The following is a 21,131-nucleotide window of genomic DNA, read 5'->3' as shown; positions in this document are numbered from 1 at the left end:
CCACCAGGTCGGCGGGCGGCGCCGTTCAGTCCGCCGTCGCGTTCCCCCGGCCCAGCCCGTGACGAACACCGGCGGTCACCAGCGGTTCCAGCAGCCTCCCCACGGGTGAGAGCCACTGCTCGGGGATGACACGGCGCAGGGCACCGGGCGCCATCGTGGCCAGGGCGGAGCGTGCGAGGGGGGTGTCCAGGTCGGGGACGGTCCCCCCCGCGCGCCCGCACTCAGCGGCGAGCACCCCCAGACTGTAAGCGTTCTCCCAGACCTCGGCCAGCAGGACGTCGCTGATCCGGTCCCGGACGAGCTCGCGGTGCGGCAGGACCTCGAGTTCGGTCGCCAGGGCCCGCATCACGCCCTCACGGCCGATGCCCCGGTCCTGGAGCGCGTAACGCGACATCCTGCGCCGCCACCCCTCCGCCTCGGAGGGGTCACGGTCGTACACGGCGGACTGCTGTGCCCACCAACAGAAGTAGGGGACGCTCTCGGGGTCGGGTGCGAGCGTCCCCGTGGCCGGGGGCACGGGGCCGGAGGGGAAGTACACGGAACTGCGCGGCCCCATGATGGCGTTGCCGACCAGGCTCGTCCCGTTGTCGTGGTCGACCGGGTTGGCGACCGGGGCGAGGGCCCGTACCCCCTCCTCCCTGATGTGGTCGAACAGGGCGACGTCATCGGGGGTGCCCTCCCCCGCGCGGGCCTCGACGAACCGGTCGAACCCCTTGGCCACGCGGGCCGGCAGGACCAGTGCCACTGACGGAAGGTAGTCGTCGACGACCGGGGCCCACGCGTGGCCGTTCAGGGCGGCGATCCGCACGGAGTTCGCGGTTCGTGCACCCCACTCGACGAACAGGCACAGTGCGTCGTCCGGGCGGGAGGCGACCAGCGCCGACAGCCTCTCGGTGAAGTCCCCGGTGAGGACGGCGTCGTCCTGGACGACGAGGTGGTGTGTCGCCTCGTCCGACACCGCTCCCCAGGCCGCGCGGGAGGTACGCAGTGCCGACGGAGGGCCGTCGGGTTCGGGGTCCGTCACGATTTCCAGGCCCAGCCCCGGGTGCTTCTCGGCGAGCGCGAGGGCCGCCGCGCGACGACGGGGGTGGGCCATGACGGCCGCGGACAGGCGAACATCCGGGATCTGCTTCACAGGGATCTCCTTCTTTCTTGCTGTGGACTGGTCGGGACGGTCACCAGGCGGCCAGGCGGCTCGACCCCGGTCCGGACGACATGTTGAGCAGACGTGCCAGCTCCGGCAGCAGAGCGCTCAGGTCGCCCTCGAGACCGGACGGCGGATTGACCACGAACACCCCGGAGCCGGAGAGCACATCCTCATCGGTCCGGGGAAGGACCTCCACCTCGGCTCGGAGCCTCCTGTGGCCGAGGGTCCGGAGCACCTCGTGGAGGCCCTCCGTGCGGCTGCTGCTCTCGATCGGGTACCAGGCCGCCACTACCGCCTCGGGGGTGTGGCGCAGGATCGTGTGGACCGCGTCGGAACAGCGCAGGACGTCGTCCCCCAGATAGGGCGGGTCAAGGAGGACGACGGTGCGGGGCCCGGCCCCGTCATCCGGGTTCCGGGCCGCCAGACGTTCGACTGCGGCCCAGCCGTCTCCGTCGCTCACGCGCACACGCGGGTCGTCGCCGGTGAGCGCGGCCAGCGAACATACGTCGTCCGGGTGGGTCTCGTGGAAGTGGAAGCGGTCCCCGCCACGGCCGAAGGCGAGCGCCAGCCACGGTGATCCCGGGTACAGGCTCAGTCGCCCCTCCGGGTTCAGCTCCCGGAGTGCCTCCAGATAGTCGCGGCAGAGCCCGGGAGGTTCCTGCGCCTCCCACAGACGGCCCGCTCCCGAACGCCACGCGGCGTCCGCCGGATCCCCGGCACCGAGCCGGTACAGCCCCGGCCCCGCGTGGGTGTCCAGGTAGGAGAGGGGACGGCGCCCGGTCGCCAGCCGCCGGAACAGGCGGGAGAGGACGACGTGTTTGAGCACGTCGCCGTGGTTTCCCGCGTGGAACGAGTGCCGGTACCCCGTCATCACCGGGCCGCCCCCGTCCGTTCCGCCCGCTCCGGCCGGGAGTGGTCCGTGGTTGCCGCGAGAACCCAGAACCCCACCGCTCCGGTCCCGACGATCAGGGCCAGGGTTCCCCAGAGCACGAGCCCGCCCTGGCCGATGAGCAGGCCGACCAGCGCCGGTCCCACCCCGGGAGCCGCGGCCCAGGTGAGCTGGAAGGCGGACATGTACCGGCCCCGGATCTCACGCGGGGACAGGGCCACAGCCAGGGAGTTGGCGGCGGGGATGGCGAGCATCTCCCCGAAGGTGAACACCACGGCGGCGCCGAGGGCCAGGACGATCGCCAGGGTGACCGGAATGTACCCGACCACCGCGAAGAGCACGATCGACACCTGGAGGACCAGAGCGGCGCCGAAGACCGTCCGAGCCCGGTCCCGGTGGCTCACCTTCGCGGTGAGGATCGTCTGGAGCAGCAGGATGACTGTGCTGTTCGCGGCCAGGATCGCCGGGGCGAGCCAGTGCGGCATCCCCGCGCCGACCGTCAGGTAGACCGGGAGGACGGTCGTCGGGATGATGAACGCGAACGAGACGAGGAACTGTGAGACGAGCAGGAGAAGGAAGCGACGGTCGCGGAACAACCGGATCCAGGCCCCGGTGTCCGCGGTGCCCGGCTCCGGCCCCCCTTCGCCCTCCCCTGCCCGTTCCGCGTTCGGTTCGGGGGCGTGCTCGGGCGTCGTGACCGGTCGGACGAGCAGTATCCCGGCCACGACGGACGTGACGATGTTGAAGCCCAGGAGGACGTAGAACATGGCATCGGACCCCAGGGCCAGTGCCAGAGCGGCGATCAGGGCGCCCGCCCCGATGCATCCGTTCCGTAGCGCGTGGGTCATCGAGTACCAGGCGTCCAGGTCCTTGCCGGTCGCCAGGTCTCCCACGAGGGTGGGCCACGCCGCCCAGTAGAGGCGGTCGGCGCTCATGACGAACAGGACCACCCCGAAGACCGCGAACCGGTCGTCCGCGAAGACGTAACCGACGTACCCCGCCGCCGTGATCAGGTTCCCGACCATCACCATCTGCCGCGCGCCGTACCGGTCCACCAGGGAACCGGCCAGGGGGATGGCCAGGAAGGACAGGAGGGTGGCCGTACTCACCACGACTCCGACCTCGGCGACGGGGAGGCTGGTGAAGTGCAGGAAGTACAGGAACGACAGGGGCATGAACGCCCCGGCCCCCATGGTGTCGATCAGGACGGAGAAGACGACCCTGCGCTGTCCTCCCAGGGGAGGCAGCCCCAGTCGCCTGGTGAGTGGCTGTCTTGGCATAGCTGATGCCCTTACGTGATAGAGGGGTGGTCGTCCCGGCCACCCTTGGGCGGCCGGGCACCTTCGTCCGATCCAGGTGCCTCTTCTCCCAGGTGCTGGAGGTGCACGGTACGGAAGCGCTCCTGCCTGTCCCGCGAGCCGACCAGCCCGAACAGGTACTGGAGGGGACCGGTGTTACGGGTGAGGGAGAAGGCCGCGACCCCGGCTGGAACGGAGACGTACTCGACCGGCCGGAGGGGGGCGAGGGAGCCGCCCATCCCCTTGACCGCTCTGCGGATGAGCCAGACGGTGAGCACCCCGTTGAGCACCGGTAGCAGCGCGGCGACGACCGGGCCGCCGAACAGGGGCCAGAGGATCGCGCAGAGGTAGGGGACCGGCCCCAGCAGGAACGCGCCCGTACTGCGGTAGAGGAAGGTCGACCGGACCAGTTCGAAGTGGAACGGCTTCTCCCGACGTTCCCGGGGAAGGAGCCGGTGGTAGTTGAGAACGTCCCACATACCCGAGAACCAGTAGCGTTTCTGGGCGGTCACAGCCCCCGGGGTGACGGGGTGCTCGGTGTCCTCCAGCACGGGTATCGCGTGGACGGGCAGGTCCAGCAGGGACAGGCGCAGTCCCATCTCCAGGTCCTCACAGGGCGTTTGTGTACTGAACCCGCCGAGGTCCACCGCAGTGTCGAGACGCAGGAGGAGCCCGTGCCCCTTGGTGTGGTACAGCCGACCGAAGGGCGTCGCCCGGCGCCCCGGGCCGTTGCGCCGACACATGTCGAACTCGAACCCCAGAGCCCACCGGGTCTGGTAATAGGCCGCACCGGCCGCGTACCAGCCGCCCGGACCGGTCATCTCACTTATGTTGCGCATGGACAGGCACACCAGCTGGCCCACCTCGGGGAGCCCCGCTGCGGTCAGTTCGTCGCCCAGCGCCTGCACGGTGTCGGTCATGGACGTGGAGTCCGCGTTGTATGCCACCACGTACGTGCTGTGCGGGCGCACACCCTGCGTGGAGGCCACCACGCGTGTGCCCGTGTTGAACGAGGCAGCCATGCTCGAGACCGGGCTGTCGTCGATGGCCGTGCTCGCGTACTCGACGCCCGCGCACAGTTCCTCGGCGACTTCTCGGGTCGTGACCCCGCCCGTTCCCTCACGCTCGGCCGCCTCGTCCTCCCGAGCCGAGGTGACGATGACGATCCGGGCGCGGTAGGTGCTGGACTCGATGGAGTGCCGGAGCGCCCTGATCGTCTGTGGAAGGGCGTCCACCTCGCGGTAGGCCGGGACGACGAAGACGATCTGGGGATCGGCTGTGGGGCCGTTCGGGGCCGCGACGGCCCGGCGGGCACGCTCGCGTTGACCCCTGAGCCGAGCCGGTGCGCGCCACAACCGGAACCAGTAGGAGAGGTTTCGGGCAAGTCCGTAGACGGTCATCACCGCGAGGAAGGCGACCAGGACTCCGGTCGGTGAGAGGGCTGGGAGGGTCAGGGGCACAGGTGGTCTCCTCGGTACGTCGAAGCGGGGGTCACGGCTCCAGGCGCCCGGCGAGCCTGAGGCACAGGGCGACCATCATGAGCAGCGGGTTCCACGAGCCCCGGGTCGGAAAGAGCGCACCACCGGTGACGTGCAGGTTCTCCACCCCGTGGACCCGGCCGTAGAGATCGGTCACCGAATCCGCGGCCGAGTCGCCCATACGGAGCGTTCCTGCCTCGTGGACGGAGAACGGCATCCTGCGGTCGGGCGGAGGCTCCACCGACCAGCGCCGTTCCGTGGGCCACCAGTACTCGGGCGTGTACCCCTGGGAGACGGTGTCGACCAGGGTGTCGGCGGCACGGTCCATGGCGTCCCAGGCGGTGCGGTCGGCATCGCTGAGGGTGAAACGACCGACCGTGGTGCCGTTCTCGTCGATCCGGATCGAGCTGGGTTCGGCCGCGGTCTCGTCCGCGGCGAGCTCGCCGAGCCCGTGCACGAGGAGGACCACGTGGTCCGGGGAGCTCATGCGCTCGGGTGTGCCCTCCCCGAACATGTCGGGCACCAGCCGGTAGATGTCCGACAGGTCCCGGCGGGGGTCAGCGGTCCCCGTGGCGTTGACGTGGAGGTGGAACTCCCGTTCGGAGGTCGAGGCGTCCACATAGAGCGCGGCCACCTCGGCATGGTTCCGGGACAGGTCCGGAAAGGCCGCGCGCGGCAGTCTGAAGCAGAACCAGCTCGCGGTATTTCCGGCGAGGTGACGACCGGCCAGGGAGGCCACCGGCCGGGGGAACCGTGACGCCAGGACCAACCGGGTGGCCTCCGTGGCGCCCAGCGCCAGCAGGACCTGGGCGTCCCCGGTCGCCAACCGGCCCAGACCGGTCTCGACAGCGGTGATCCGGCCGTCGGTGTACTCCAGTCGTTCGGCCTGGCAACGGGTCACGACGGCGATCCGACCGGGGTGGGTGTGCATCGCCGACATCAGCAGGGGGAGCGCGCTGAACTTGCGCGGGGGGTTCGTGTCACCTCCCGCGCGCATGGCCAGTGGTGCGTCGAGCCCCTCCTCCAGCGCGGGGGCCGTCATGTCCGGGGAGTCCGCGGCGGCCTTGTGCACGAGACCGCGCAGCCGTGTGTGCAGCGCGCCGAACTCCGGGCCGATCCGCCCGGCGGGAACGGCACCCACGAGCCCTTCGGCCTCCTCCCAGTACTCGGCGAGTTCGGAGACGACGGAAGCGGGCCACCCGGAGAGCTGTTCTTCGCTCGGCCGGGGACAGGAACCGCTCCAGAAGAGGGTACGGCCGCCGAGAAAGGGCACCTGCGCGACCACGGAGAGGTCCCCTTCGGACCGCCAGGGACTGGCGACAGCGGTCCCCATGAGCGGCTGCATCGCCCGGTTGAGGTTCTGGACGTGGTCCGGGATCAGGTAGGGGCCCTGTTCCAACAGGAGGACACGGGCCCGGGGGTTGCGTTCGAGGAGCTTGTGCGCCATGACCGTTCCGGTGCAGCCCGCACCGATGACGACGTGGTCGAAACGCTCGCCCTCGACCGCGGAGAAGTCACTGAGGAGGTACTTCTCCACGGTGTCGCCGGGCGCGGAGAGTCTGGAAGCGGTGTTCACGGTTCTTCTCATTCCAGAAGGTTGTGCCGGTGTTCGCGGGTGCGTCTCACAGCCAGTCCAGGGCAGTGGCCAGACGCGCGTCAGGGATGTGCCGGTCGGCGGTGCCGACGACCTCCGGGCTGGCCGGTCCGACCGCGACGGACAGGTCCGCGTGAGCGAACATCGGCAGGTCACCCGAGGAGTCACCGAAGGCGACGACGTGGTCGGCGCCGAAGTGCTCGATGGCGGCCACGGCGTGGCGGCCCTTCTCGGTCTCCCCGATCTCGATGAGCGCGCGTCCTGTGCACACGCCGTCGCTCACCTCGAGGTCGTTGGCCACACAGCGGTCGTAGCCGAGGCGTCTTTCCAGCACGCTGGTGAGCACCCTCAGGCCAGTCGAGACGAGCACCACCCGGTAGCCGCGTTCACGCAGGCCGACGATGAGCTCGTCCGCTCCGTCGTTGAGAGGGATCTTGGCCGCGAGTGCGCACAGGTCGGCGTAGGACGTCCCGGCGAGAAGTTCCGCATCCCGGTGACAGAGGAGCTCGTAGGTGATGTCCCCCCGGAGGAATTCCTGGAGGTTCCTCTCCCCGGGGCCCTCCCAGGCTCCGTGGTGCTCCAGGAGGAACTGCCAGACGGACCGGACACGGGTCAGGGTTCCGTCGACGTCGAGCAGGGCGATCCGGCTCCCGGCCCCCGGCTCCGGTTCGCGGGCGGTGGCAGTCACAGGACCACCTCGGCCAGAGACGACCCCGGACGGACCAGCATGTCGGTGTCGCGCGGCCCCTTCGTGACTCCGCCGATGTCCGTCTCCAACCACTCGCCCACGAAGTCGACGAACGCACGGGCCTGCGGAGGCAGGTCCTCGTATCGGGTGATGTCCTTGGTGGAGGTGAGCCAGCCGTCGAAGTACTGGAAGGCCGGGGTGCAGCGGGACAGGTACGAGTGCTCGGGGTGGAAGTCGACGGAGACCTCCGAGTCGACCTCGTAGGCGACGCACACGCCGATCTTCTCAAAGGAGTCGAGGATGTCGAGTTTGGTCAGGACGACGCTGGTGAACCTGTTCAGGTCCACCGCCCAACGCGCCTGCACCAAGTCGAGCCATCCGCACCGGCGGTCCCGGCCGGTGGTGGTACCGAATTCCCCTCCCTCGCTCCGGAGCCGCCGACCGAGCTCCCCCAGGTCCTCGGAGACGAAGGCACCGTTGCCGACCATGGTCTGGTAGACCTTCAGGACCCCGACGCGGTGGTCGATGCGTGACGAGTCGAACCCCGAGCCGGTGGAGACCGAGTGCACGGTGGTCGGTGACGTGGTCACGTAGGGGTAGATGCCGTGCTCGATGTCGATGAGCGCCCCTTGGGCACCCTCGAACAGGATCGAGTGGCCGGTTCCGGCCAGGTCGTCAAGCAGGCGTACCGAGTCCACCAAGCGCTCCGTGACCACGGGTGCGTAGGTCTCGACCCACTTGAGGTTGATCTCCAGCTCGACCTCGTCCAGGCCGAAGAAGTCGATATTCTCCCGGATCCTGCGTTCGACAAGTTCGGGATCACCGATCTCCACGGCCCGCAGGCCGATGCGGTTGGTCTTGCTGACGTTCGCCGGGCCGATTCCACGGAGCGTGGTTCCGATCGCGTTTCCGCTGTTCCGCTTCCTCTGCTCCTGCCGGTCATCCACCTCCCGGTGCAGGGGGAGGATCAGGTGCGCCCGCCCGCTCACGAAGACCCGGGCACCGATCCCGGGAACGCTGGTCTCCATTTCCTGGAGCTCTTCGTACAGACTCTCGGCGTTGACCAGGACACCGTTCCCGAGAATGCCGATCGTTCCGGGGTGGCGCAGGCCGGACGGGGTGATGTGGTTCTTCACGGTGTGCTGGGAACCGTCGGCGGAACGGTATACGGCGGTGTGCCCGGCGTTGTCCCCGCCCTGAACGCGAACCACAACGTCGTGGTGGGCGGCGAGCCGGTCGGTCATGGCCCCTTTGCCTCCGTCGCCCTGTTGCAGGTCACCGACCCAGGTCACCCGACGGTTCCCAGGGAAGCGTGGGTCGGGGGCTCCGGCGGAGGCGAGCCGTCGCTCCCGTGCGGCCGCACGGAGCGCGCGGACGGACTCGTGGTTCAGGGGACGAGAAAGCGCCGAGGGGGTTTCCAGAGCAGCAGGATCAGAGTTCACGTTGTCCATTGGATATCTTTCGTGGGAGCTGGAACAGAATTTCTTCTATTCCCAATAGGTACTAGACAAAGCGGGACCCCAAATCTTTCCCCGACATACCACGAGTGACATCAAGAGCAGCAAAAAATACTCAACAAACATCAAGGCGGAAGGGGAAACAAATCACTCAAACAAAAACAGACAAACGACACAGGCAGCCTTGCGAAGCCAAAGACGACCCCGTTTGCCGTAGGAAATTATGCACATCCCCCGCGGCGCCATCCAGTACCCAGACATGGCAGCTAGTTTCCGTGGCACCTAAATGCCAGATACCGCACGGGCAATTTCGGAACCCCCGCGGCGCCAACCAGCCAGAACAGCCGGAGTGTGACGTACGGCACTCGACCGGGCCAATCTCAATATGCGAGAACAGGGCTCGTGGCATCTGGAAACGAGGTTTACAGTTGGCCGGGCAACTGACCGGTAACCTCTTGGGGGAGAAATGTTGGACCTTCTGGGGTTGAGCCCTCAAGCCGAAAGGGTCTACCGAGTGCTTCTGAGGTCACCCGGGAAAGGGATCCACGAGGTGGCTGCCGAACTCGAGGTGAGCGAGCTCGAGGTGAGCGAGGCCGCCCGCTGTCTCCTCCTCCTCGGACTGGCCCGGTCCTTGGGGGACGCCCCGGACTCCCTCCACCCGGTGAGTCCCGAACTCGGGCTCACCGCGCTGCTGTCCAGGCACGAGGCCGAGATCCACCAGCGCAGACAGCTCGTGGCGGAGGCCCGTTCCTCGTTGCACACGTTGATCGCCGACTACAACGACCTGAGTTACCAAAAGGTCAGCTCGACCGTGGAACGCATCGAGGGGATCTCCTCGATCCGCTCCCGGATCGAGGAACTGGCTGCCCAGACCCGCTTCGAACTGCTCTCGTTCGTCCCGACGGCCATGGGTGAGGAGGGGATCAGGTCGGCCAGGCCCCTGGACGAAGCCCTGTTGGAGCGCGATGTCCTCCTCCGGAGCCTGCATCCGGACAGCATCCGCAACCACCCTGAGGCCCTCTCCTACACGCGCTGGTTGTTGGGCAGGGGTGCCCAGGTACGGAGCACGCCCGCGATCCCCGTGCGAATGGCCATCTACGACCGGGAGACCGCAGTACTGCCCAACAACCGCGCCACCGGTGTGGCCGAGGCGGTCGTTCTGCGCGGGCAGGGCGTGGTCACCGCCCTTCTCGCCCTCTTCGAGCAAGTCTGGAGGTCGGCGCGGCCCCTCGACAAGGAGTCGGACACCGAGGTGCCGGAGCTCAGTCCTTCCGACACCGAGCTCCTGCACCAGCTCGCCAACGGCCTCACCGACGAGGCCGCGGCCCGTCGGCTCGGGGTCTCCCTGCGCACAGTGCGGCGGATGATGTCGAGGCTGATGACGCGCCTGGACGCCCGCAGTCGTTTCCAGGCGGGGGTCGAGGTCACACGACGCGGCTGGCTCAACTGACCGGTGGCCGGCGCCCCGGCCCGGACAGCGGCCAACACCCGTACCCCGCTCCCCAACCTGGTCCCGACCTCGGTCCCGAGCACACGTTTGCTCAGAGCCAGAGTGCCGGGTCACTGCCCCAGCGGGTGGCGGGGGCGACCCAGTCCTCGGGCCCGCCCTCGTAGCGCACCGGCGGAAGGGCGTAACGCAGCGGACCATAGGGGGACGCAGCCCCGGTCAACCAGGCCTCGGCGTCGTAGCCGCCCGCCGCGGCCGGTTCCGGAGCGATACCGTTCAGCAGCCACCCGGCGGTGCCCGCCAGGGAGAACCGCAGCCGCCGTCCACGGCCGTCGGCCTGGCGTTCGGTGAGCGCGCGCAGGACCCCGGCGGCCAGCAGGTAGCCGGTGCCGTGGTCCAGTGCCTGGGCCGGCAGGGCGCCGGGGCGGCCGTCGGATCCCGCCTCGATCGCGGCGATCCCGCTCGCCGCCTGCACCAGGCTGTCGAACCCCCGCCGCCCCGCCCAGGGGCCCGTCCGGCCCCAGGCGCACAGCTGGGCGACGACCAGCCCGGGGCGGCGGGCGATCAGCTCCTCCGCCACCAGCCCGTGGCGGTCCAGCGCGCCCGGCCGGTAACCGGTCACCACCGCGTCGGCGGTGTCCAGCAGCGCCTCGAAGGTGCTCCGCCCCTCCTCCGTGGCCAGGTCCAGCAGGGTGGAGCGTTTGCCCATCCCGGTGTCGGTGTGGCTGTCGGGGTCCTCCGGCAGGCCCGGGGCGTCCACGCGCAGCACGTCCGCACCCAACAGGGCCAGTGTCCGGGTGGCCACCGGCCCGGCGATGACCCGGGTCAGGTCCAGCACCCGGACCCCGGCCGCGGGCAGTGCCGCCGGGGGCAACCGACGGTCCCCGGCCCCGCCCAACGCCTCGAAGCCGGCCAGCGGGAGCCCCGCCGCCGTGAAGTCCCCCGCTTCACCGGGTCCCCCTCCCGGACCGGGCGCGGGGGCCACGGCGACCGCCAGACCGCCCTCGGCGTAGACCTCCTCCTGGATCTGGTGCGCGGTCCGGGACAGGAGTTCCCCGGCGAGCCCATCGGGGCCCGTCCCCGTACCGAGCCCCAGGGCGGACAGCAGCCGGGCCCGGTGGTGGGGGTAGTTCGCGTGGGTACGCACCCAGCCGTCGGCGGCCCGCCAGAACCCGGACAGCGGTGCGAAGGAGGTCGGCTTACGGCCGTCGACCAGCAGGTGGCGTTCGCTGACGAAGGCGGTGGCCACCGCGCCCTCGTCGACCGGCACGCCGGGGACCGGCCCGCCGTTGCGCACGGCCAGCAGTTCGGCCGCGGCCAGCGAACACGCCCCGACGGTGGCACGGGCCAGCTGACGCACCGGCAGCGCGGCCGGGAGCACCTCCCCCGCGCCCCGATAGGAGACTCGTTCCACCAGGTCCGCAGCCCCGCCGATCGCCTGCCATGCCCGGGCCGTCGCCCTGTCCGGTCCGCTGCCGCGTTCGTTCGCCATGGCGCCATTGTGCACACCCGCCCCTCGGTCCCACTGGCCGGTCCCGGCCAACCCGGGGCACCGCCGCAGTCGCCAACGCCCGGGCCCCGAGGCACCGGGGGACATATCATCGCCAAGCGCAGGAGTCCCCCGACACGCCCCCCGAAGGAGTCCGTTTGCCGGCCGTCCGCCTGCCCGAACACCTGGAACCGCTCCTCACCGACGAACCCGTGCTGGACGTGTACGAGCACGGGCCGTGGCGGGTGCCCGGCCAGATCACCGAAGAGCTGACCGAGCTCCTCGACGGGGTGTTCCACGATCCCCGTGCGGCACGGATCGCACCGGACCGGGTCCGGGGCTGCGAACGGGACCTCCGCTCCTGGTGGTCCTGGGCCGTGGCCGACATGGTCATCGCGGTCTCCGGGCCGCTACGCGTGGTGGGCGGCAGCCACCAGGCGCTGCCCCTGCTCCTGACCGAACGTCACCTGCCCCGGGAGCACCGGCCCGCCAGGCCCCACCAGTGGGTCCTCGACGACCTCCGCCGACCCCCCGGGGGCCCGATCCCCGACCGGTTCGACGATCCCGAGCACACGCGTCTGGCCGCCGACCTCTTCGGAGAGGTCGTGGACGCGCTCGCCGGGATCGGTCCCTGGGAGGAGCGCCGGCGAGCCTGGCGGGACCTGCTGGACAGGAACGCGGCCGAGAGGGCCACCGAGGAGGCCGAAGCCGAGGTCGTGCTCAGGACCGTGGAAGGGATCCCCCGCCTCCGGTCCCGCTGGGCGCGGGAGATACACCGCGATCACTTCCCCGTGATCCCCGAGTACGCCGAGCCCGCCCCCTACTTCGGTTGGGCCTTCGGTCGCTTCACCGAGGCGCACACCCGGCTCTCGGAGATCGCCTCCGGAGTCCCGGACCGGTACGAGACCCTGGTCGACATCTGCCTGGGGTCACCGCTGACCGGGATGAGCGCGGTGGCCGCGCAGGCGCTGGGCACCGAGCGCTTCGAGGCGTTGGAGGAGGACTTCGAGCGCCGCGTGTACCAGTTCCAGCCCCTCAGGTGGTCCTTTCGGGCCCAGGAGTGGCTGTGGGAGTGCGTGACGGCCGGGGAGGCCGACGTCGCCCGTTCCTGGCTGGACGCCGGGACCCGAACGGCCCTGGCCCTGCTCTCCGACCCGGCCGAGGAGGGGTTGCGTGTCCGGTCGGACTTCGGCACCCCGCTACCGGTCAGCGGTTTCCAGGAGATCCTGCACCGCCGCTGCGAACCGCCGAGCCGCGGCGTGTCGGTACCCGGTCTCCCCGGAACCGGCGAAGCGAACGCCGGTCACGGGAGCGGCGGCGCGGACACCGCGAGCCGGACCGTCGGCGGGGACGGTGAACGGTCGGCCCCCGCACCCGCCCCCGAACCGGCCCCGGCACCGCGGCAACCCCCCGTCCCAGGTGTGCCGGCGGACCAGGTCTCCGCGCAGGACCTGCTCGACGGGCTGGTCGGTCTGGACGAGGTCAAGAGCGAGGTGCACGCCATCGCCTCCGAGGTCACGGCTCATCTGCAGCGCAAACGCTCCGGGCTCGCTCCGGCCTCCGCGCCCCGGCACATGGCCTTCACCGGCGGCCCCGGAACCGGCCGGTCGACCGTCGCCCAGGCCCTGGCGATCCTGTACTCCTCGTTCGACATCCTGGAGTCGCACCAGGTCACCGAGGTGGGCCCCGCCGACCTGGTGGCCGAGAACGCCATCAGTGTGACCGAGTGGGTGGACCAGACCGTCGACCGGGCGCTGGGCGGCGTCCTGTACATCAACGAGGCGGGCTCACTGATCGGCCCCGAAAGCAGCCGGACCCTGGGGCCGGACGCGGTCGCGGCTCTGATCCGGAAGATGGATCGGCACCCCGACGACCTGGTGGTGGTCCTCGCCGACACCGAGGACCGGATCAACCGCCTGTTCACGGCGGTCCCCGGCCTGTCCGCGCGGATACCGCACCGGCTCCGCTTCACCGCCCCCGACCGCGACCGGCTGGGCGAGGTCTTCAGCACCATGGCTGCCGCGCACGATCTCGAACCCGCCCCCTCGGCGGTGGCCAAGGCCGGCGAGGTGCTGGGCCGCGCCTTCGGCGGGTCGGGGTTCCTCGGCGCCCGATCCGTTCGCTCCCTGTTGGACCGCACCCTGTCCCGGCAGGCCCGACGGCTCGACCTCCCCATACCCTGCGGCCACCATCCGCCTTCGCCGTCGCTGGCACCCGCGGAGAAGGAGCCGCCCGGCATCCGCGACATCCGGCCCGAGGACGTTCCCGACAGCCTCCACGCGGCCGCCCCGGTTCCCCGAAGCCCCGGAGGCACGGCGACCGAACCGCCCGGGGACCCCATGGCCGCCCTCGACTCGCTGGTCTCCCTGGAGACGGTCAAACGCGAGGTCCGGCTGTACGCCGCCGAGGCCCGGGCCGAACGGCTGCGTGCGGACGCCGGGGTGCCGGTCCCCGCACCCGCTCGGCACATGGTGTTCAGCGGAAACCCCGGCACCGCCAAGACCGTCGTCGCACGCATGCTCGGCGCCGTCTACGCGGAGCTGGGGCTGCTCTCCTCCGGGCACCTGGTCGAGGCCACCCGTTCCGACCTGGTCGGCGAGTACATCGGCCAGACCGCGCCCAAGGTGGAGCGGGTGGTCCGCAGTGCCCTGGGCGGGGTGCTCTTCATCGACGAGGCGTACACACTCACCGACGCCCAGGGCAGGGACTTCGGGCCGGAGGCGATCGCCACCCTGCTCAAACTGATGGAGGACCACCGCGACGAACTGGTCGTGGTGGTGGCCGGTTATCCCGCTGAGATGACCCGCTTCCTGTCCTCCAACCCCGGGCTGGCGTCCCGCTTCCCCCGCCAGCTCAGCTTCCCCGACTACACGGACCGCGAGCTCACCGAGATCTTCGCGGTGATGGCGGCCGAGGCCGGGCTGCTCCTCGGCGACGGCACCCGATCCCGGGTCCGCCGTCTACTGCTCGCCACCCCCCGCGACCGGACCTCCGGCAACGCGCGTCTGGTCCGCAACCTCCTGGAGCGCGCGAGGGCGCTCCAGGCCGAGCGGATCACCGACGGCCGGGACCGCACCCCCGAGGAGCTCCGCTCGCTGCTGCCCGCCGACATCCCCGCCACCCTCTCCACCCGGCTCGGCGCCCCCGATCCGGAGGACCCGCTGACCCGCGCCGACCGGCTGGTCGGCCAGGAACCCGCCAAGCGGGAGCTGCGCGACCTGGACGCACGTGCCCGGGTGGAACAGGCCCGCCACGCGGCGGGTGTCGCCGCCCCCGGGGCCCTGGAGCACATGGTGTTCCTCGGTGCCCCCGGGACCGGCCGGAGCACGGTCGCCGAACTGGCGGGGGCGGTCTGCGCACGCCGTGCGATCCTGTCCTCCGGCCACCTGGTCCGTGCCCGGAAGGAGGACCTGCTCGGCAGCGGCCCCCGATCGGCCCCTGACTCGGGACCGGGCGCCACACCCGTGGAAACCGCCGTCCGGTCGGCGCTCGGCGGGGTCCTCTACCTGGAGGAGGCGCACACGTTCCTGGCCCGGCCCGCCTCCCCGGTGGTGGAGGAGACGGTGCGGGAACTGGTGCGGTTGGTCTCCCTGCACCGGAACGAACTGCTGCTGGTCGTTTCCGGGTCCGCGGAGGCACTGCCCGGGGTACTGGAGTCCCACCCCGGGCTCGACGCGCTCCTGACTCGCCGAGTGCCCTTCCCCGATCTCGACGGGGAGGAGCTGACCGCGGTGTTCACCGAACGCGCCCACGAAGCGGGGATGCGGTTGGCGCCCGGCACCGCGGACGCCGTCCGGGTCCGGCTGCGCGCGGGTGGACCGCCCCCGGGCCCGTGCAACGCCCGGTTCGCCGCCGACCTGTTCGAGCGGACCGCCCGGGCCCAGGCGGCACGGATCGCCGGGCTCGACCTGGACGACCGGGACGTCCTGTGCACACTCACCCCGGAGGACGTTCCGGCTGCCCGCCCCGACCGGGTGGAGGAGGGCGCGGGCGCGGGCCTGTACCTCTAGGGGCGTCCGATCCGCCGGGGCCTGTCCGGCGGTCCGGGGCCCGTGCCCGTGTGCCCCGCGCAGGAGCGGCATAGGGTTGGCCCATGGACGGCCACGCGGACACCGTGGTCCTCAGACCGGGGGTCGACGGCATCGCCGAGGTGTTCCACACCCATCTGCGCCAACACGCCTACCCGATGCACACGCACCGGTCCTGGACCCTGCTCATCATCGACTCCGGGACCGTCCGCTACGACCTGGGGCGGCACGAGCACGGGGCCCTGGACCGGACCGTCACCCTGCTTCCGCCGCATGTCCCGCACAACGGCACCCCCACCACCGCCCGGGGACTGCGCAAACGGGTCCTGTACCTGGAACCGGAGCAGATCGGCACGGACCTGGCCGGGCGGGCGGTGGACCACCCGATGTTCGAGGACCCCCTCCTGCGCCACCGCATCCACCAACTGCACGGCGCCCTGTTCCAGCCGGGGGAAGGGCTGGAGGCGGAGAGCCGGCTCGAACTCGTCTCCGAGCGCCTCCGCCAACACCTGCGCGGCACGCTGGGTCCGCTCACGTACGCCGACGACCCCGGCCTCGCCGAGCGGTTGCGGGACCTGCTGGACAGCCGAACCGTCGAGGGAGTCTCCCTGGCCGAGGCAGCCGGGCTGCTCTTCACCCACCCCGCCTACCTGACCCGGGTGTTCACCCGCCGGTTCGGCATGCCCCCGCACCAGTACCTCGTGGGACGGCGGGTGGACCTCGCCCGGCGGCTGATCCTCGAAGGCCGGGCGCCCGCGCACGCGGCGGCGGACTCCGGGTTCCACGACCAGGCGCACCTGAACAGGCACTTCAAAAGGATTCTCGGCCTCCCACCCGGGCGGTACGCTCGCGCCCTCAGCCGTGCATCCGGGCGCCCTTGACGATCTTGTCGACCCCGTTCCTCGGCCCGTACACCGCCAACCCCACAAGGTCGAGCGAGTCCCGCCCGACCGCCCGGACGGCGGCCCGGTTGTCCCGGTCATTGCCGGTGGCGAAGAGGTCGGAGGTGAACACGGCGAGGTCGACGTCCCGGGACAGGGCCCGGGTGTGCGCCTTGGTCAAGGTCTCCTTGGTGCCCTCGAAAACCAGGACGGGCTGACGGAACATCGGCAGGTAGGCGGTGCCGTCGGCGTCCTCGTAGGGTTCGCCGATCAGATCCGGGACCCGAGTCCCGAACCCACTGACCAGGAAGGCCGTCACGTTGAGCCGCTGCCATACCTCAAGGTCCGTACGGAGCAGGACGGCGATCTTGGTGTCGAAGCGCTTGTTGCCGGGGGGCACGGGTGCGTCTGTGGTTTCCATGCCCCGCATCCTCGCCGTAAGCGCGGGCCCGGGTCTTGTACGTTCCTCACCCGCCTCGACCTCGCCGGGCCCGTGAAGTGCGCCACATGACCGAATCCGGCCAGCCCGCTCCGCGGTCCGCTGCCCATCCCGGCACGCGTGTGAACTCCTGCGATGCCGGGTTTCGTGCCGCAAGTGCCTTCTGGCAGGTGATGCCGAGCCGGGCAGGACACGACAAAACCCGACAGAATCAGAACCAAGACTACGCACAGCGCAACTCACACAACACAAAGCCATCCAGCTCGTTGAACAGAGTGGAGGGACAGGTCCGTGAAGTTCGAATTCACCCCGGAGGAGGAGTGGGGCCCGCTCCCCGAACCAGAGCATGCCCCAGAGAGCGTTTCCGAGGCCCGGACCCCCGCACTCCGGATCGCCATGGCCTCCGCATGGTTGCACGCCCGGGCCCGTTTCGACTCCGACCGACTGCACGCCTCGTTGAACCGCATGCTGTACACGGTCGAGGCCTCCCGTCCCCAGCCCGGCCCGTCCTTCGCCGACACCGGCCCGGAGCTGGGCGTGGACGTCTTCCGCCCCGAGGTCTTCGGAGGCAGTCGTGGGTAGCTGGGATGTGAACCCCCAACAGGTGGGCGCGGTGCTCACCGAGACCGCCGGGCACATCGGCGAGGAGGGCGGGACCGAAGGCCTGCTGGGCCACATGAACCAGCTGGAGACCCGGGTCACGGCGCTGAACAACCACATCAACAGCGCCCCGATCGGGATCGCGCTGGGCGAGTTCGCCGAGCACTACTTCGGCATGGTCGGCGACATGCTCTCGCTGACCGCCTCGGCGGTGCAGGGCACCAGCGAGGCCACCACCTTCTATGTGGAGGGCGACCGGGAGATGGCCTCCGAGGCCCAGGGAACCGCGGGGACGATCCCCGATCCGCCCCCGCCGCCGGCACCGCCCCCCGGCGTCAGCCTGACCTGACCCCCACCGGCCCCGGCGGGCTCTGCCCTGCCTGACCTGACCCCGTACGCGCCCCTCTGCCTTCGGCTTCCCCCCTTGTTGTCCCCTTGAGTTTTGGAGACCCCCGTGCTGCCCGGAGATCCCGGCACCGCCCCCGCCGCGCCCAAGAGCATCCAGGAGCAACACGCCGCCCTGACCGACGCCGAGGAAAAGATCAGCCCGCTGACCTTCCCCGAGCCCTCGGTCTCACCCGAGTACGTGAACGCGATGGCCTCGGGCCTGCGCACGGTGGGTGGCTCGATCAGCGAGACCGGCAACAGCATCACCGGAGCCTGGTCGGGGCTGCGTGAGTACTACTCCGCCCCCGAGAGCGAGACCCTCTACGAGGTCCTGGACCCGGTGGCCACCGACGGCGAGGAGGTCTCCGAGGCCCTGGCCAACGCGGCCACCGCCTTGGAGACCTTCGCTGAGAACGTCGAGAGCATCAAGGAACGCTGGTCCTCCCTGCGCACCGAGGCCTACGAGCTCCTGGGACGCATCGAGGCCGAGGGCGAGGACTGGGACAAGGCCGACGGCGTGAAGGGGGTCTTCGGCGGCAAGAGCGACCTGGTCGAGGAGAACGCGGCTCTGGTCTCCACGGGCGAGAAGATCATCGATGACTACGCCGAGTACGAGACCGCCTGCGCTGACGCGATCAACAAGGACGTTCCCGACCGCACCAGCTTCGCGAAGATGCCCGAAGGCGATGTCGAGCTCGACCCGAACGTGTTCTACCACGGCTACGAGCAGGACCTGTCAGAACTGGCCACCGAGTGGGGGTCCGCGCCGGCGGAGACCGACCACGGCTGGTGGGTCGATGCCGGGGCCGCGGTGTGGGACTTCGGTGTGGGTGCGGTGGAGGACACCGGGGCGATGCTGGGCTTCCACTCCTCGGAGGGGTGGTTCAACCAGTCCTGGGGGGATTCGCTCAAGGAATACCACATGGACAACCTCCAGTCCGCGGCCTCTTTGGTGGGGTTGTATGACAACGAGAGTGGCGAGTTCGGACTGGCCGGCAAGGACAGCCTCAAGGGCGCGTGGAAGGATCTGGCGCACTCGGTGGTGCCCTGGGAGGAGTGGGGGGATCGCCCCGGTTATGTGATCGGTACCGCGTTGCTCAACATCGGGGCGACCGTGGGTGGTGCGGCTTTGACCGCGACCGGTGTGGGCGCGGTGGTGGGTGTGCCGTTGATGGCCTGGCGGGGGATGGCCATCGTGGACGGGATGGGCGGCTCCGGCCGCGGCCCGGATGTGGATCTTCCCGACCTCCCGGACATGCCCACCTTCGGCGGCCAGGGCGCTCCGGTCATCAACATCGACGCCAGCAACTTCACCCCGGCCCAGAAAGCCGAACTGACGGCGTCGTTGGACCGGCTGAACACCACCACCGGCAGCGGCGGTAGCGGCTCCAACAACAGCGAACCCGCCCCCGGCGGCGGACGCTCCAACCAGAGCGCCTCCTCCGAGAACGAGCCGAACAAGCCCAAGAAGCCGACCGCGACGAGATCGGACTCCGTCGAGAGCACCGATCCGGACCAGCGCAAGCACGGGGCAGACGAGGCCGCCCCCACCCAGAGTGAGGACTCCGGCCAGACCCCCCGAGTCGGGGACGTCTACGAGGCCGACCAGCGCCTGCAGGCGATCGCGGAGTCCTTCACCCCGGAGGAGAGAGCCCGGTTCGAGAACGGTGAGCAGAAAGCCGCGGAGAACAACGTTGAGGGCCAGGCCCAGCCCCAGCCGAGCCAGGAGCAGGTCAACCAGCGGCTCCAAACCAACCCGGAGTACAAGCACATCGACGCGATGCTGAGCGAGATCGTGGCTGATCACCCGGACTGGCGCGGCGGCCCGGGCGAGAGCGTCGGTGGAGGTTCCGGTGGCCGGGGCCCGGACGCCGATGGCGAGAAGGTGCTGGCCGGTACGGGAGGCCGGGAAGACACGCACGCCGCCAGCCAATCCGCCAACGCGCCCGCGTCACCCGCGACCGTCGCCAACCTCACCAACATCGGGGAGTCGGGACCGAACAACGGTCGCCCAGGCGGCGAGATCGCGGACAGCAACCAGTCCAACATGCAGGACCGCACCCCCGTGGCGAGCAACCAGGACGGTTCAGACAGCCCCTCGCCCGCGCCGAATGACCCGAGCACCAACCGGGTCGGAAACGACGAGAGTCCGCATGCCGGAGGAACCCCTGCCGACAGCTCGCGGAGCGCGGGCTCCAGCGGCGATGGCTATAGCTCACTGCCCGGTCTCGGCGACAACTCTTCTTCGAGTGGAAACGGAGGCCGATCTTCAAATGATGAAGGAGGAGATTCCGGGTCATCGAACGGAGATCGATACGATGGCTCGAAAAATCAGCCATACCACAAAGAACCAGCAGTTGAGATTGCCGCCGACAACCGCGCTTACCTAGGGGAGAGCAGGCGCTTCGGCACTGATCCAAGCGGAAATGACGTCAAACTCGACCCCAATACCAAATATGAGGTCGAAGGCCGAGGGACATTTATCACAGATCCCTCCGGAAAGATTATCCATATCGAAACAAAACCTGGCCAGTCGAGTGCTGGCAATCCGGAATTGGTCTACCCTCGACCTGACGCCAAATATTATATAGAACATCCAACATCAGGAGCTAAGTTCGTCTATGAGACTGACAGCAAATCGCGAACTATTTCAATTGAAGGAGAGCTGAAGACGGGAAAAACCCCCAGAGGCGGCGAGCAGACTCCAATTGGACACGAGGGAAGAGATTACTTCAAAAAATACAACAGCGACCAGCAGGGTGAGTTCACGTACGAAGATGTCAAATGGGATGGCGGACACTTCGTCGCGGCAAATCTTTTCGGTGGACCAGGGGAAAGAATTAATGTCATCCCCATGCTTAAATCAATCAACCACGTCGGAAAGAGCCCTGACTATCGAACCAACTGGGGGAGAATGGAAAACCTGTGGAATGGACTGTTGCAGCGAGATGCATCGGAGATCAAGAAGGCTTTCAGGAGGCCCCGCGACGGAAGCCCAGACACTCGCAATGAAGTAGCCCAGGAGTGGCTGAGCCAGGCCGGCTCCACTGAGGGCGACACCTCTATCACCTTCAGCATGAAAGTTAACTACAATGATTCCCTTCCTGAATACAACAGGAAAGAATTTTCAGAATGGCAGGACAGCGTAAAGAAGAACTCCGACAGGGAGAGGTACAATAGAAATCGCCCAACGAGCGGCAATGCCATCGGCGAACCTCCTATTCGGATTGCTGTAGACTGGAGCCTGAATGGCTCGAGACAAGAGCGGTTAGTACATGGGAATCACCCAGAAAGAGATCGGAGATAGGC

The 21,131-nt window shown here is 69.4% G+C and carries 15 protein-coding genes; 6 read left to right on the top strand and 9 right to left on the bottom strand.

Annotated elements, in window-relative coordinates:
• Positions 1–25 precede the first annotated feature (25 nt).
• Genes ACUKCB_RS24110 through ACUKCB_RS24080 form a run of 7 tightly spaced genes read right to left on the bottom strand, consistent with a single transcriptional unit; the run spans position 26 to position 8,386 of the window.
• Positions 26–1,135: a hypothetical protein gene (locus tag ACUKCB_RS24110; protein WP_473037877.1), complete on the bottom strand. Its 1,110-nt coding sequence runs from the start codon at positions 1,133–1,135 to the stop codon at positions 26–28.
• Between the two features lie 40 nt (positions 1,136–1,175).
• Positions 1,176–1,973, bottom strand: coding sequence for a 23S rRNA (adenine(2030)-N(6))-methyltransferase RlmJ (gene rlmJ / locus ACUKCB_RS24105; protein ID WP_473037876.1), 798 nt, complete (start codon positions 1,971–1,973; stop codon positions 1,176–1,178).
• A gap of 44 nt (positions 1,974–2,017) precedes the next feature.
• A complete protein-coding gene (locus tag ACUKCB_RS24100; protein ID WP_473037875.1) occupies positions 2,018–3,316 on the bottom strand; it encodes an MFS transporter in 1,299 nt (432 codons plus the stop codon).
• An 11-nt stretch (positions 3,317–3,327) separates the two neighbouring features.
• Positions 3,328–4,794 carry a glycosyltransferase family 2 protein gene (locus ACUKCB_RS24095; protein ID WP_473037874.1) on the bottom strand — a complete coding sequence of 489 codons (1,467 nt, stop codon included), beginning with the start codon at positions 4,792–4,794 and terminating at the stop codon, positions 3,328–3,330.
• A gap of 31 nt (positions 4,795–4,825) precedes the next feature.
• Positions 4,826–6,388, bottom strand: coding sequence for a GMC oxidoreductase (locus ACUKCB_RS24090; protein ID WP_473037873.1), 1,563 nt, complete (start codon positions 6,386–6,388; stop codon positions 4,826–4,828).
• Between the two features lie 46 nt (positions 6,389–6,434).
• Positions 6,435–7,094 (bottom strand): HAD family hydrolase, encoded by a 660-nt coding sequence (locus tag ACUKCB_RS24085; protein WP_473037872.1) that lies wholly within the window; start codon positions 7,092–7,094, stop codon positions 6,435–6,437.
• Positions 7,091–8,386: an adenylosuccinate synthetase gene (locus ACUKCB_RS24080; protein WP_473037871.1), complete on the bottom strand. Its 1,296-nt coding sequence runs from the start codon at positions 8,384–8,386 to the stop codon at positions 7,091–7,093. The genes ACUKCB_RS24085 and ACUKCB_RS24080 overlap by 4 nt, the downstream gene beginning before the upstream one ends.
• Positions 8,387–9,101: 715 nt before the next feature.
• On the opposite strand from ACUKCB_RS24080, the gene ACUKCB_RS24075 reads away from it, so the two are divergent.
• Positions 9,102–10,001, top strand: a complete 900-nt coding sequence (locus tag ACUKCB_RS24075; RefSeq protein ID WP_473037870.1) for a LuxR C-terminal-related transcriptional regulator — start codon at positions 9,102–9,104, stop codon at positions 9,999–10,001.
• Positions 10,002–10,092: 91 nt separating this feature from the next.
• Here the strand turns inward: ACUKCB_RS24075 and ACUKCB_RS24070 are convergent, their stop codons facing one another.
• Entirely contained in the window at positions 10,093–11,490 is a 1,398-nt protein-coding gene (locus tag ACUKCB_RS24070; protein ID WP_473037869.1) for a CoA transferase, read from the bottom strand.
• Positions 11,491–11,645: 155 nt separating this feature from the next.
• Here ACUKCB_RS24070 and ACUKCB_RS24065 point away from each other — a divergent pair, with 155 nt between their 5' ends.
• Both ACUKCB_RS24065 and ACUKCB_RS24060 read left to right on the top strand, forming a co-directional pair.
• Entirely contained in the window at positions 11,646–15,497 is a 3,852-nt protein-coding gene (locus tag ACUKCB_RS24065) for an AAA family ATPase (protein ID WP_473037868.1), read from the top strand.
• Positions 15,498–15,580: 83 nt separating this feature from the next.
• Positions 15,581–16,396: a helix-turn-helix domain-containing protein gene (locus tag ACUKCB_RS24060; protein WP_473037867.1), complete on the top strand. Its 816-nt coding sequence runs from the start codon at positions 15,581–15,583 to the stop codon at positions 16,394–16,396.
• On the opposite strand, the gene ACUKCB_RS24055 is transcribed toward ACUKCB_RS24060, so the two are convergent.
• Positions 16,371–16,817: a DUF2000 family protein gene (locus ACUKCB_RS24055; RefSeq protein ID WP_473037866.1), complete on the bottom strand. Its 447-nt coding sequence runs from the start codon at positions 16,815–16,817 to the stop codon at positions 16,371–16,373. The two genes, ACUKCB_RS24060 and ACUKCB_RS24055, sit on opposite strands and share 26 nt — an antisense overlap.
• A 309-nt stretch (positions 16,818–17,126) precedes the next feature.
• Here ACUKCB_RS24055 and ACUKCB_RS24050 point away from each other — a divergent pair, with 309 nt between their 5' ends.
• From ACUKCB_RS24050 to ACUKCB_RS24040, 3 genes are all read left to right on the top strand, one after another.
• On the top strand, positions 17,127–17,417 hold the full coding sequence (locus ACUKCB_RS24050; protein WP_473037865.1) for a hypothetical protein: 291 nt from the start codon (positions 17,127–17,129) through the stop codon (positions 17,415–17,417).
• On the top strand, positions 17,410–17,784 hold the full coding sequence (locus ACUKCB_RS24045; RefSeq protein WP_473037864.1) for a DUF6507 family protein: 375 nt from the start codon (positions 17,410–17,412) through the stop codon (positions 17,782–17,784). The genes ACUKCB_RS24050 and ACUKCB_RS24045 overlap by 8 nt, the downstream gene beginning before the upstream one ends.
• 105 nt (positions 17,785–17,889) lie before the next feature.
• Positions 17,890–21,129 carry a DNA/RNA non-specific endonuclease gene (locus ACUKCB_RS24040; RefSeq protein WP_473037863.1) on the top strand — a complete coding sequence of 1,080 codons (3,240 nt, stop codon included), beginning with the start codon at positions 17,890–17,892 and terminating at the stop codon, positions 21,127–21,129.
• Positions 21,130–21,131 lie beyond the last annotated feature (2 nt).

The sequence above is a fragment of the Nocardiopsis moroccensis genome (assembly GCF_055763695.1).
The sequence above is the reverse complement of the archived record's forward strand: the minus strand, read 5'-3'. Positions and strand labels throughout refer to the sequence as shown.